The sequence below is a fragment of the Cryobacterium suzukii genome, from assembly GCF_004403185.1.
In the GTDB taxonomy this organism is placed as follows: domain Bacteria; phylum Actinomycetota; class Actinomycetes; order Actinomycetales; family Microbacteriaceae; genus Cryobacterium; species Cryobacterium suzukii.
The window spans coordinates 100955-114024 of the sequence record NZ_SOHJ01000001.1 but is presented as its reverse complement, the minus strand read 5'-3'; the positions used below and the strand labels follow the sequence as shown (position 1 = coordinate 114024).

11 protein-coding genes are annotated in these 13070 nt (G+C 63.8%); 7 read left to right on the top strand and 4 right to left on the bottom strand.

All coding sequences use genetic code 11. The features are described 5' to 3' along the window. Positions 1-5 precede the first annotated feature (5 nt). Entirely contained in the window at positions 6-419 is a 414-nt protein-coding gene (locus E3T39_RS00510) for a hypothetical protein (protein ID WP_134512818.1), read from the bottom strand. Between the two features lie 338 nt (positions 420-757). Between E3T39_RS00510 and E3T39_RS00505 the strand changes: the two genes are divergently transcribed. After that, positions 758-4291 carry a fibronectin type III domain-containing protein gene (locus tag E3T39_RS00505; RefSeq protein WP_134512817.1) on the top strand — a complete coding sequence of 1178 codons (3534 nt, stop codon included), beginning with the start codon at positions 758-760 and terminating at the stop codon, positions 4289-4291. A gap of 235 nt (positions 4292-4526) precedes the next feature. On the opposite strand, the gene E3T39_RS00500 is transcribed toward E3T39_RS00505, so the two are convergent. The 3 genes from E3T39_RS00500 to E3T39_RS00490 all read right to left on the bottom strand — a co-directional run bounded on the left by E3T39_RS00500 (position 4527) and on the right by E3T39_RS00490 (position 7989). Beyond that, on the bottom strand, positions 4527-5177 hold the full coding sequence (locus E3T39_RS00500; RefSeq protein WP_420898123.1) for a metal-dependent transcriptional regulator: 651 nt from the start codon (positions 5175-5177) through the stop codon (positions 4527-4529). Positions 5178-5190: 13 nt separating this feature from the next. Further along, positions 5191-6462 (bottom strand): Nramp family divalent metal transporter, encoded by a 1272-nt coding sequence (locus tag E3T39_RS00495; RefSeq protein ID WP_134512815.1) that lies wholly within the window; start codon positions 6460-6462, stop codon positions 5191-5193. Positions 6463-6537: 75 nt separating this feature from the next. After that, positions 6538-7989 carry a catalase gene (locus E3T39_RS00490; protein ID WP_134512814.1) on the bottom strand — a complete coding sequence of 484 codons (1452 nt, stop codon included), beginning with the start codon at positions 7987-7989 and terminating at the stop codon, positions 6538-6540. Between the two features lie 220 nt (positions 7990-8209). On the opposite strand from E3T39_RS00490, the gene E3T39_RS00485 reads away from it, so the two are divergent. The 6 genes from E3T39_RS00485 (at position 8210) to E3T39_RS00460 (ending at position 13056) form a co-directional block, all read left to right on the top strand. Next, positions 8210-8872, top strand: a complete 663-nt coding sequence (locus E3T39_RS00485; protein WP_134512813.1) for an RNA methyltransferase — start codon at positions 8210-8212, stop codon at positions 8870-8872. A 42-nt stretch (positions 8873-8914) separates the two neighbouring features. Continuing rightward, on the top strand, positions 8915-9283 hold the full coding sequence (locus E3T39_RS00480; protein ID WP_104190955.1) for a nuclear transport factor 2 family protein: 369 nt from the start codon (positions 8915-8917) through the stop codon (positions 9281-9283). A gap of 61 nt (positions 9284-9344) precedes the next feature. Next, positions 9345-9830 carry a DUF3151 domain-containing protein gene (locus tag E3T39_RS00475; protein WP_134512812.1) on the top strand — a complete coding sequence of 162 codons (486 nt, stop codon included), beginning with the start codon at positions 9345-9347 and terminating at the stop codon, positions 9828-9830. Continuing rightward, positions 9831-11117 carry an adenylosuccinate synthase gene (locus E3T39_RS00470; protein WP_134512811.1) on the top strand — a complete coding sequence of 429 codons (1287 nt, stop codon included), beginning with the start codon at positions 9831-9833 and terminating at the stop codon, positions 11115-11117. A gap of 72 nt (positions 11118-11189) precedes the next feature. Then, a complete protein-coding gene (locus E3T39_RS00465) occupies positions 11190-11957 on the top strand; it encodes a GNAT family N-acetyltransferase (protein WP_134512810.1) in 768 nt (255 codons plus the stop codon). A 139-nt stretch (positions 11958-12096) separates the two neighbouring features. Further along, entirely contained in the window at positions 12097-13056 is a 960-nt protein-coding gene (locus tag E3T39_RS00460; RefSeq protein ID WP_255455900.1) for a DMT family transporter, read from the top strand. Positions 13057-13070: the final 14 nt, after the last annotated feature.

Sequence of the window (13070 nt, the reverse complement as noted above, 5' to 3'; positions counted from 1 at the left end):
CGGCACTACATTCCACGCACCCCATATTGAATGCTTGTGGGAGCTCTCGCAACAGGCCGTTGCGATAACGGGTCGTTGACGAGACGATGAAAGTCTGGCCGAGTTGGCAGTGCGTCTTCTTCGCGTTGAAACAGGGTGATGAGCGGGCTGCCGGTCAGCGCTGACAGGTGGTAGAGACCGACAACATTATCGCCGAGTTGCTCATCAATGGTCTGGGCCCTGTTTTGGGTGTGTCGCTTAGGCCCCATGGCCAGGCTGGCCTCGGCGCCGTTTCGTATCAGCCATGTGCCGGTCAGATCGATGAGGATGATCGCGCGGGTTGGCATCCCACCGGCTATCGTCGTACCGCGGTCACCGCTGATGACACGTTCCTTCTGGAAGACCTCAGCAAGCGCTGTGGGCAGGGTGGCCTTTCGCACGACTGAGGTAACACCGGTACTAGCTGTGCGCGCTGACAGTGCAATGGGAGTATCAGGGATAGGCCGCTCAGGCCTTCACCTAGATCGACACGGCCGCGGCCGGCGTGACCAGTCGGCTCTGGCCATCCGCTAAAACGATGGTCAGCGGCGCCGGTTGTGGAAGTCATATCTCTGTCAGGTAGTAAGGATCACTGTGGGTACCCGAGCGATCGTCGGCAGCCTGAGGGGCCACTCCCCTTATTGGGTGTACATAACCACGATTCGGGCACGTGGGCACTGCCATGCTGATCTTTGGGGTATTTGGGCTATGGCGCCCGAATGTGTGAGAAGAGGAAATCATGGTGCCACACACCACGCAGACGTTTGACCGCGCCACTTGCTGGGGGCGTACCCGCCGGCTCGCAACCGCTATGGCGGTCATCGTGGCCCTGGTCTTTTTGCCCGTTGTGGTGCTCGGCTTGCCAGCGCACGCAGTCGCCGCGCCGTCTATCACGGTCGGCCCGGCAATCGGAGCTGGCGTCACCGACGGCATTGTCACGGGCCAGAACCCGGTGTCGGTGCCTGTAGTGCTCAGCGGGATTGACGCTGTAGCGACCGCCAACCTTGTCGCCGTGGTCAGTCTGCCGTTGGACGGCGGATCGCTCGGCATTGATCCGGGCGCCTCGGGGGTCACCCTCGAATTTGGTTACACCGCGTGGTCTGGCGTGCAATCCATCGCGTTCCACGGCACGACGGAATCGGTCACGCAAGTACTCGCCTCGAACGTGACCTGGACGGCACCGCTGTCTGGCGCCCCGATCGAACTCGACGTGACCGTGACCGAATACAAGGAAGGTACGTTCTTCAACGCCGCCAACGGTCACTACTACCAGGCGGTCACCGAGTCGGCCGCGATTTCTTGGACCGCTGCGAGCGAAAAAGCCGCAGCATCCACTCAGTTTGGCCTCACCGGCTATCTCGCGACGCTGACCAGCAAGCAAGAGAACCTGTTCTCGAAGAACAATATTAACGGTGCGAACCTCTGGATCGGCGCCACCGATGCCACGGTCGAAGGACAGTGGCAGTGGGAGACCGGCCCAGAGGCCGGGACCCGCTTCTGGAACGGCGGTATGGAGGGCTCACCGGCAGCGGGACAGTTCTCCAGCTGGCGCCTGGGCGAACCGAATAACGCCAACGGCGGGGAACACTATGCCAACACCAACTACGACGGCGTTTTGGGGCGCTGGAACGACTTGCCCATCAACTGGCCTGAGGTCAAGGCATACCTCGTCGAATTCGGAGGTCCGAACCAGCAGAGCACGGCCGTGTCGGCCTCGGCGACCGGAACACTGACGGCCAGCATGCCCCTCGCGGTCGGCACCGGCTCGGGTAGCGCCTTCGTGGAGGGCGCCCTCACGACGCCCTCGGCAACGGCGACCACCGTGCCATTCTCGGTGCAGCTGCAGCGTTTCGGCACCGTACCCAGCCCGAAACTCGTCGCCACTATTTCTCTCCCAGCAAATGCCGGCACCCTCTCGGTCACCAACACCACCGGTCTGACCCTGGAAACCGGTTACCTCAGTTTCACCGACACGCCATCCCTGGGTTTCTCGGGTAGTCAGAGCGTGGTGACCGCGGTGCTCGACCAATACCTGGTGTGGAATGCTCCGGCGGGCGCGGCCCAGACCTTCGACGTGAGCGTCTCGGTCTCGGAGAAGGTCGAGAATGCGTTTTATAACCCCGACAACGGGCATTACTACGCGGCCTACAATCTTGGTGGCGCCCTCACGTGGGCTGCTGCGGATAACTACGCCACCAGCCAGACGTCCTACGGCATGAAAGGCTACCTCGCCACCATCACGAGTGCGGCCGAGAACGCCTTCACGGCCACCTACACCAATGCCGCGAACGCCTGGCTCGGCGCTTCAGACCAGGACACGTACATCAACCAGAATTCTGACGTTCAGTACACCAGCCAGACCAGCGGCCAAGCCGCCGAGGGCAACTGGTACTGGGTGCGCGGACCAGAGGCGGGCACCCAGTTCTGGGAAGGTGTCTTTAACGGATCCGCGGTGGATGGGAGTTTCTCCAGTTGGCAAACCGGCGAACCGAATAACAACCCAAGCGAGCACTACGCTGCCACCAACTACAACACCGCTCTCGGCCTGTGGAACGACTTCCACGGCGGAAACAGCGCGGTCCAGACGGCCCTGATCGAGTTCGGCGGTATGCCCAACGAGGTCAGCACCGCCAAATCTGCCATCGGAACCGGCACCTTCATCACCCAGACGGCACCCGGCATTCCCAGCAACGTGACCGTGCTTCAGCGGGGCGACTCGGCTACCGTGGCGTGGGCTGCGCCTACAGAAAACGGCGGAACGCCGATCACCGGCTACACGGTGTTCGACGCTGGGAGCGGCCTCGGCTGTACGGCATGGGCCCCCGCCACGAGCTGCGTTATTGAGGGCCTCGTGTCCGGCACCCTCTACGGATTTCAGGTCGTGGCACGTAATGCCGTCGCCGCAGGCACCGATTCGCCCGCGGGGATGGCCTTCGCCGGCCTCGCCGGGCCGAGCGACACCACCCCCAGCGCCCTGATCGGGCGGCCGAGCGGCCTGCCGATCATGGTCGACCCTACGGCCTTCAAATCGGAGTCCTACGCCACCGCCCGCCTGTACCAGGCAGGTGGTGCCGTGACGTTCGCCATTCTCGATGCCGACGAGGACGGGTACTGGGACGACGACCCGACCGTGGCGGTGACCGGCAATGGCACCTCCGACCTCACTCTCTCCGGCCCCTCCGAGGCCATCAAGGCCGCCTTGGCTGGCGCCGTCTCGGTGACCGGAGGCGGTCTGGCTGGCGACTATCCCGTTCTACTGACCGCCACCAAAGGAAGCCTCAGCCCGCTTCAGAGCACGAGTGAGTTCAGTCTCGCCGTACACGCGGCACCGTCAATGCCCACCGCGGTGACCGCCGTCGCCGGCGCCGGAACAGCCACCGTGAGCTGGACCGCACCGACCGAACTGGCTGGCACGTCGAGGTACCTGGTGACCGCCTCGCCCGGCGCCCAGACGTGCATTGCCGACGCCCCGGCGACGAGTTGCACGATCACCGGCCTGACCGACCGGGCACCCTTCACCGCCAACGTCACGTTCGACGTGGTTGCGATCAGCGCTTACGCGGCGAGCCTGGCCAGCGTGCCGTCGGCATCCGTTTTCGTGGCGGCCACCGTGCCGGGTGTGCCAGACAACATCACCATTGTCGCGAAGGGTGCCTCGGCGACCGTCTCATGGACCGCGCCGGCGAACGGTGGCACGTCGATCACCGGCTACCGGGTGTTCGATGCCGCCAGCGGCCTCGGTTGCACGGTGGCGGCCCCGGCCCGAAGCTGCGTCGTTGCGGGCCTCGTGCTCGGCGCGAGTTACGACTTTCGGGTGACCGCCATCAACGGTGTCGGAGGCAGCGCTTTGTCGGCGACGGTTGTGCTCACGGTGCCCGTTGCGACTGTCGGTGAGACGGGTGCCGATGGCATGGCCGCCGACACCGTGACGGTCAGCGGCTCCGTAGCCGCCGCCCGCCGCGATCAGGTGCTCAGCGCCTTCGGCGTAACCGAGACTGTGGAGCCGACGGAGGCTGGCGAGCTCGTGGTGACCGGTGGCTCCAGCGTCACGGACACGGACGATGGTTCGGCGTCGGGCACTGCCGAGTCAGACGACGTCGACACGAGCGCCGAGGCCAATACCGGCTGGATGAGCCTCACGAACTGGGCGCAGACCAGCACCATCGCCGGCGGCAGCCTGCTGCTGATTCTCGTAGCGTTCGCGTTCTGGTGGTTCCTGATCGGTCGTCGCCGCCGCCAGCGTGACGACGACGACGGCTCGACCTCGTTTTAAGGTAGTCGCTGGGCCCGCTCGTTCTGGGCGGGCTCGGCGATTCTGTGCTCAGGCGCCGGTGAAGACGAGCACGTGCAGCACGACATCCCAGAGTAATTTGCGTGAGGTCTTCAGTTTTCTCACTCTCGCTGCAAATAATGGGGCAGAAACGAGCAACTATTTGCATGAAAGCCCCATTTAACCTGCCGCTGTCAGCCGTTCGACAGCGTGAAATGTGTCATGGAGCCGCCAGGCGTCAGGCCGTCACCCAGATCGACGCGGCCGCCGCCGGCGTGACCAGCCGGCTCTGGCCATCCGCTAATACGATGGTCAGCGGCGCCGCCAGGGTGAACTCGGTGCCGGGGCCGATCAGGTCGGCCGCGAGCTCCCGGAGCACGATCGGGTCGCGGTCGCTGATGCGTAGCACGGTTCCCACATGCCCGACCGGGGCGTCGGCCAGCAGCACCGATTGCTGCCGCAACACGGTTCCGTCGGCGGACGGAATCGGGTCGCCGTGCGGATCGTGCGCCGGAAACCCGAGCCGCGCATTGATCGCCGCGAGCAACCGGTCCGAGATGGAGTGCTCGAGAATCTCGGCCTCGTCGTGCACTTGGTCCCAGTCGTAGCCCATCTCGCCGACCAACCAGGTCTCGATCAGGCGATGCCGCCGCACGACGGCGGTCGCGCGCAGCCGGCCGGCATCCGTCAGCGTCAGCGGACCATAGGGAACGTGCGTGATGAGGCCGCTTGCGGCGAGCTTCTTGACCATTTCCGTAACGGATGACGGTGCCACCCCCAGGCGCACGGCGAGCGCCGAGGGAGTGATCAGGTCGGACTGCCACTCGGTGTGGGCATAGATGGTCTTGAGGTAGTCCTCGGCCGCGCCGGTCGTGTGCGTCATGTCCATTTCAGGTTACCGTTCAGGCTCCGGTGAAAACGAGCACCAGCAGCACGACGTTCAGAGTGACCAGCGCGAGGGCGCAGACGACCCCGGCGGCGGTCGTGAACCAGCGGTTGGTGAAGCTGCCGAGGAGGCCGCGCTGCGCGGTGAGCCAGACCAGCGGAATCAGGGCGAACGGAATGCCGAAGGACAACACCACCTGGCTGAGCACGAGCGCCTGGGTCGGGTCGAACCCCACACCGAGAATGAACAGCGCCGGAATTAGCGTGACCAATCGGCGCAATATTAGAGGAATGCGCACGTGCAGCAGGCCGTGCATGATCTCGGCCCCGGCATAGGCGCCGACCGAGGTAGAGGCCAGACCCGAGGCGAGCAGTCCAATCGCGAACGTTGTCGCAATTGCCGGCCCGAGCGTGTCTTTGAGCGCCGCGTACGCCCCCTGTAGGGTGTCGGTTCCGTCCACACCCTGCAAAGCGGATGCCGCGAGCAGCAGTATGGCCAGGTTCACCGTTCCGGCGATCGCCATTGCAATCGTCACGTCCCATTTGGTTGCCCAGATCAACCGCCGGGTGGCGACGATTCCCTGCCATTCGGGAAATCTGTCCCTGGCCAGAGAAGAATGTGCGTAGATGGCGTGCGGCATGATCGTGGCGCCCAGGATCGATGCGGCGAGCAGTACCGAGTTGGAGCCCTCGAACCGCGGTACCAGTCCGGAGAGCACCCCTCCGGCTTCGGGCGGCGAGAAGAACACGCCAGCGGTGAAGCCCACGGTGATGATGAGCATGAGCGTGATGACGACGCGTTCGAAGACGCGCGGTCCGCGGCGCGTGTGCACCATGAGCACGATCATTGAAATGGTGCCCGTGATCACGCCGCCCCAGATCAGCGGCAGGTTGAATAGGAGGTTGAGGGCGACCGCGCCACCGATGATCTCGGCGAGGTCGGTGGCCATGGCGACGAGTTCGGCCTGCACCCAGTACAGCCGACGGGCCGTCGGCCGTTTCATGCGCACCCCGAGAATCTCGGGCAGGCTCGCCCCGGTGACGATGCCGAGCTTGGCAGAAAGATATTGGATGAGCCAGGCCATGACGTTGCCCGCTACGACCACCCACACGAGTAGGTAGCCGTAGCGTGCGCCGGCGGTCATATTGCTCGCGACGTTTCCCGGGTCGAGGTAGGCAACTCCGGCGACGAGAGCCGGTCCGAGCAACCACAGCAGTCGAGACGACGCGACGGTCGTCGGGGCGTGCGCCAGATTTCTCTCGGGCGCTGGTGCATCCGTTTTGGTCATACCGAGACCATACTCATCATTTAGGCAAGCCGAAACCCCGAAACTGAAAATTCATCGAGTCAATATTCCTCCGCGCTATCCCGCGCGCACACCGCTCTCAACCCGGTCGCCGAGATCGTTGTCAACATTGTGCCAATAGGCAAAAGCACGCAGAAGCACTGGCTCGCTCACGCCCTTGAGCAGATGCCCCACGATGTTGCTCACCAAGCGCGCTCGGGCAGAATCGTCCAACACCTCCCGCACTAGCGTTCCCGCTTGTCCCCAATCGTCATCCTCCGGGTGAAGGGAAGCGGCTGAACGCACCAGATCGCCGTCGGCGAACCACACGGCCGATTCGCCAAAGCGTGCCGTGTCCGCGGTCGGCCCGCCCTTGGAGTTGGGTACGTAGACCGGATCCCCCGGGTTGTGCTGACGCATGCTCCCATCTTTGGCATAGGACCGAACTTCAGCGCCCCGCGGCCTGTTGACGGGTAGTTCGTTGTAGTTGGTACCGATCCGTGCCCGGTGCGCATCGGGATAGGAAAACATCCGGCCCTGCAACATGCGGTCTGGACTCGCCCCAATCCCGGGCACCATGTTGCTCACCTCGAACGCTGCCTGCTCGATTTCTGTGTGATAGTCAGACGGGTTTCGGTCGAGCGTCATGCGGCCAACGTCGATGAGTGGGTAATCCTTCTGGGAAATTACCTTGGTCAAATCGAAGGGATTGAATCGATAATTCTTCGCTTCATCGAAGGGCATGATCTGCACTTTCAGACTCCAGCTCGGGTACTCACCGCGCTCGATCGCCGCGTGCAGATCGCGGGTGTGATAATCGCCGTCTGTGCCAGCCATGTCGTCGGCTTCGGCCTGCGTAAAGAACTCGATACCCTGATCGGTCTTGAAGTGATAGCGAACCCAGAACCGCTCACCCGACGCATTCACCCACAAGTAGGTGTGGCTGGAGAAACCATCCATGTTTCGCCAGGTGCGCGGAATCCCGCGATCACCCATCAGCCACGTCACCTGATGCGCCGACTCCGGGGAAAGCGTCCAGTAATCCCACTGCATGTCATTGTCACGAAGATTGGTATCGGCGCGACGTTTTTGCGACCGGATGAAGTCCATGAATTTCATCGGATCCCGCATGAAAAAGACCGGGGTGTTATTGCCGACCATGTCGTAGTTGCCCTGCTCCGTGTAGAACTTAATGGCAAAGCCGCGCGGATCACGCCACGTGTCGGGGCTGCCCCGTTCTCCGGCTACGGTGGAAAACCTGATCAGGAGGTCAGTTTTGCGTCCGGGTTGAAACAGATCGGCCGTGGTGTATGCACTCACGTCGTGGGTCACCTCCAACCGACCGAACGCGCCACCACCCTTGGCGTGCGGCTGTCGTTCCGGTACGCGTTCACGATTGAACTGGGCCATCTTTTCGATGAGGTAGTGGTCCTGCAGGAGGATCGGCCCGTCCGGGCCGACTGTCAACGAGTGCTCGTCGCTGGCTACCGGAATGCCGGCGCTGTTCGTAGTGAAATTCTGCTCTGACATGATTGTCCAATCTGTCGACCGATCCGCTTTCGAAAGCTCCGAAAATGGTCAGCTAGCTTCCGGCCGAGATGGTGACAGCAGCGATCCCATTTGAACGTTGTTCCTCAACCAGTACCTCCATACGACTCCTCCTATGCGGCGGCGTCAAGAACAATCCGGAACATCGCCAGTTTCAGACCATGGTCATGCTGCTCTCTGATCTGGGGGATACGGTTAAGCAGTGAATGAACCAGTAAGCAACCGGCCGGGTCTTGCGACAACGCCCGCCAACCCCACCCCTGAGCGCTCGACCTACGGCGTCGGCCCGTGGCCGGGGGAGTGGCCGAGCGAGGAGCGCTACGACGCCGACCTGCTCGAGCACGGCGATACCCGCAACGTGATCGACCGCTACCGCTACTGGAACATGGCGGCCATCGTGGCCGATCTTGACGAGCACCGGCATCCGTTTCACGTGGCCATTGAGAACTGGCAGCACGACATGAACATCGGCTCCATCGTGCGCAGCGCCAACGCGTTCGGCGCCGACACCGTGCACATCATCGGTCGAAAGCGCTGGAACAAGCGCGGCGCCATGGTCACCGACCGTTACCAGCATGTTCTGCACCACACCGACGTCGCCGCCTTTGTGGACTGGTGCGAGAGCGGCGCGCTGCCGATCATCGCCATCGATAACGTGCCAGGCAGCGCCATTATCGAGACCTTCACCTTTCCCGAACGCTGCGTACTCCTGTTCGGCCAGGAAGGCCCCGGTCTGTCAGAGGAGGCTATCGCTGCCGCCGATTCCATCGTCGAAATCAGCCAGTTCGGGTCGACCCGGTCGATCAACGCTTCGGCCGCCGCGGCCGTCACCATGCACTCCTGGGTGGTTCAGCACCGGTTCTGACGTTTTCTGCATTCGGCGACGGTTTGGGGCTAGCGTGACGGTATGACTGCGATCACTGACGATCTTCCCGCCCGGCTCCTCCACGAAGAAAACGCCGGATGGCAGGCCATCTTGGGCGGGCGGGGCGGCGCGTACTATCAGCGCGAAATGACCGACGACGCACTGATGATCGTGCCCGGCGCCGTCATCACTCGCGACCAGGTCACCGCATACTTCGATCAGGCGGCTCCGTGGGAGAGCTACGGTATTCACGAACCCGCCATCATCCGCCTCGGTGAGCATGCCGGTGTCGTCGTGTACAAGGCGATCGCCCGCCGGGGTGAGGTGGTCGCCGAGTTGAACATGTCGACGACCTACCTGTTCGTGAACGGCGGCTGGCGCGTCGCAGCCCGGCAGCAAAGCCCGGCCTAGCCTTTTCGGCCGACCGGGCCCGTCGCCGGGGTGGGGCGCCGCTGCCTTGGTAGGATTCAGTGTGACCGGCGACAATTTGATTTCAGAGCCCGAGACCCTTCTTCCCGCAGAACCGGAGGTGCTCGAGGCCCTGCGCCGAACCGCGAGGAGCGAGATCGCCGCCGTGGTGCAGGTGCACCCGACGTCTCCGCTGGCCTGGGCTGAACTGGCCGACGCCACCCACTCCGAGGGTCGACTCTTAGAGTCGTACGCCTACGCCCGGGTCGGCTACCACCGCGGACTCGACGCCCTCCGCAAGGCTGGCTGGCGCGGCCATGGCCCCATTCCGTGGCGCCATGAGCCCAACCGAGGAGTGCTGCGCGCCCTGTTCGCTCTGCGCCGGGGCGCCGAAGAGATCGGCGAGACCGACGAGGTTTCCCGCCTCACGGCTTTTCTGACGGATGCCGATGCGAGCGCTATCTCCATCATCGCCACCCTGCACACCGGCAGCCCGGGGTTCGACCCGGCACCGCCCACCGAAGCTTTCGTTATTCGAGGAGAAGACTAGATGCCCGCGATCGTACTCATTGGAGCCCAGTGGGGCGACGAGGGCAAGGGTAAGGCCACCGACCTGCTCGGCAGCCGAGTCGACTATGTCGTCAAGTTCAACGGCGGCAACAACGCTGGCCACACCGTCGTCGTCGGCGACGAGAAGTACGCGCTGCACCTGCTGCCGTCGGGCATCCTGAGCCCCGGAGTCACCCCGGTCATCGCCAACGGCGTCGTCGTCGACGTCGAGGTGTTGTTTGAAGAACTCGATGCGTTGTCCGAGCGCGGTGTGGATGTCTCACGGCTCAAGGTCAGCCTGAACGCGCACGTGATTACCGCATACCACCGCACCCTCGACAAGGTCACCGAGCGTTTTCTCGGCAAGCGCCAGATCGGCACCACCGGGCGCGGCATCGGCCCCGCCTACGCGGACAAGATCAACCGGGTCGGCATTCGCGTGCAAGACCTGTTTGACGAGAACATTCTGCGCCAAAAAGTGGACGGTGCTCTAGACCAGAAGAATCACATGCTGGTCAAGGTCTACAACCGTCGCGCCATCGAGGCCGAGGAGATCGTCACCGAACTGCTCAGCTATGCTGAACGCCTGCGCCCCATGGTCGCCGACACCGCCCTGCTTCTGCACCAGGCCTTGAACGCCGGCAAGACCGTGCTGTTCGAGGGTGGCCAGGCCACCATGCTCGACGTCGACCACGGCACGTACCCCTTCGTCACGTCGTCGAACGCCACCTCGGGTGGCGCGGTCACCGGTTCGGGTATCGCTCCGAACCGCATCGACCGGGTCATCGCCGTCGTCAAGGCCTACACGACCCGCGTTGGCAGCGGCCCGTTCCCCACCGAGTTGTTCGACGAGTCAGGCGAATACCTGCGCGCCAACGGGTTCGAGTTCGGCACCACCACCGGGCGTCCGCGCCGTTGTGGTTGGTACGACGCTCCGATCGCCCGCTATACCGCGCGCATCAACGGCGTCACCGACTTCGTGCTGACCAAGCTCGATGTGCTCACCGGGCTGGCCGAGATCCCGGTTTGCGTGGCCTACTCTGTTGATGGTGTGCGTGTCGACGAAGTGCCGGTCTCACAAAGCGACTTTCACCACGCCGTTCCAATTTACGAGAACTTCCCCGGCTGGACCGAAGACATCACCGGCGTGCGCACATTTGACGAGCTGCCGCAGGCCGCACAGAATTACGTGCTTGCGCTCGAGCGCATGAGTGGATCGCGCATTTCGGCGATCGGCGTCGGCCCCGACCGTGAAGCCATCGTGGTGCGGCACGACCTGATCGATTAAATCTGCATCGTCAATGTGTCTGATTGACGCAAAACGGAGAGAATTTCTCACTTAACCTGTCACACTGTGCGAGTGAGCGCCGTGAGACCCCATTCCCTGACCCTGACCGGTCGTTTTGTGCAGCTTCAACCGCTCGGCAGTGCGGTGCTGCCCGACTTGGCGCGCGCTATCGCGCACCCCGAAGTGTTCGCGGCCGGCTACGGTGGCGGCCCGGCTGCCCTGCACCGCGATGTTGACGGCTTCATCAGGTGGGCGCACGATTATTTTCAATGGGAGGGCCTGCCCTACGTGGTGCGGCTGCTCGGCGGCCCGAACGACGGCGACGTCGTCGGCACCACCACCCTCGGCGATATCGACGTCGTCAACGAAGCCATCCACCTCGGCTGGACCGCCTACGACCCGCGCGTCTGGGGCACCGCCGTCAATGCCGAAACCAAACTGCTCGTGCTCGGTACCGCCTTCGACAATGGCTTCGGCCGGGTGAAAATTCAAGCGGATGCCGTCAACGAGCGTTCGCGCGCAGCCATCCTCGGCATCGGTGCCACGTTCGAGGGCATCCTGCGCCGTGATCGTCCGCGCGCCGACGGTACCTGGCGTGACAGCGCCGTGTACTCGATCCTCGCTGACGAATGGCCGGCCGTGCGCGCCGGGCTCGAGGCTCGCCTCGACACCTTCGAGAGCCGGTTTGTGACCTATCGCGATCTGCGTGCCGCCGGGCCGAGCGGCACAATCTTGGGCGGCGGGCCACGGGGCGGTTTTGGTCGGGCCGCCGGGACTGCGCCGGGTGTGCCGGATGTGCCGGATGTCGAGCGCAGCGGCGGGGCCGACACGCCTCAGTAGGGGAGTGGCATCCGGTTCTGTCAGTCGGGCAGATTTTTTGAATTAGCCACGCAGCGCATCCGCTGCCATTGTTCGGCGCTTTTCAGACGTTGAGCCCAGCCGGACGCGTGCTCGGCAGCGGCCGATATAGGCTCGGGGAGTGCCCTTAACGACTGCCGCCAGCAAAAGCCTGATCGTGCTGCAATTTCTTGGCATGGGGGTGATCTGGGGCTCGAGCTTTCTCTTCATGAAGGTTGCGCTCGATGGCGTCAGCTTCGGGCAGATCGCATGGTCGCGACTCGTGCTCGGCGGGCTGACCCTCGGGCTGATCGTGCTGGTGAACCGGCCCCGCGTTAATGGCGGACCGGTACTGCCCCGTGAGGGCGTGGTCTGGCTGCACTTTTTGGTCATCGCGATCAGCGGATGCGTGATTCCGCACCTGCTCTTCGCCTGGGCCGAACAATACGTCTCATCGAGCCTGGCAAGCATCTACAACGCGGTCACCCCGATCATGACGGCGTTGATGGCGACGCTCGCGTTTCGGGTGGAGAAACTCGTGCGCGCGCAGGTCGCGGGTGTCGTGCTCGGCATTGTCGGTGTTGTCGTGATCATCGGTCCGTGGCAGTATTCCTCGCTCACGGGCGATCTTTGGGGCCAGCTTGCCTGCCTTGGCGCGGCCGTCTGCTACGGCTTCACTTTCGGCTACACCCGCCGCTTTCTGAGTGGGCGGCCGATCGCGGCATCGACGTTCGCCTTTCTGAACATCGGCATTGCCGGCGCCATCATGCTGCTGCTGACGCCGGCACTGGCCTGGAGCCCGGTGGCGCTGACCGTGCCGATCGTGCTGTGCCTGGTCGCTCTCGGTGCGCTCGGCACTGGTCTGGCCTACATCTGGAACATCAACGTGTTGCGTGCCTGGGGACCGACCAATGCGTCCACGGTGACCTATGTGACGCCCGTGGTCGGCGTGGCGCTGGGGGTGCTCGTGCTCGCGGAAACTTTCTCCTGGCACGAGCCGACCGGGGCGCTGTTTGTGCTGCTCGGCATACTTCTGACGCAGAAACGATTGCGGCTGCGGTCGTTCGGGGCGAGCGGCCGGGCGGCGGCGGCATCCGCTTGACCGCGTGCGCATGC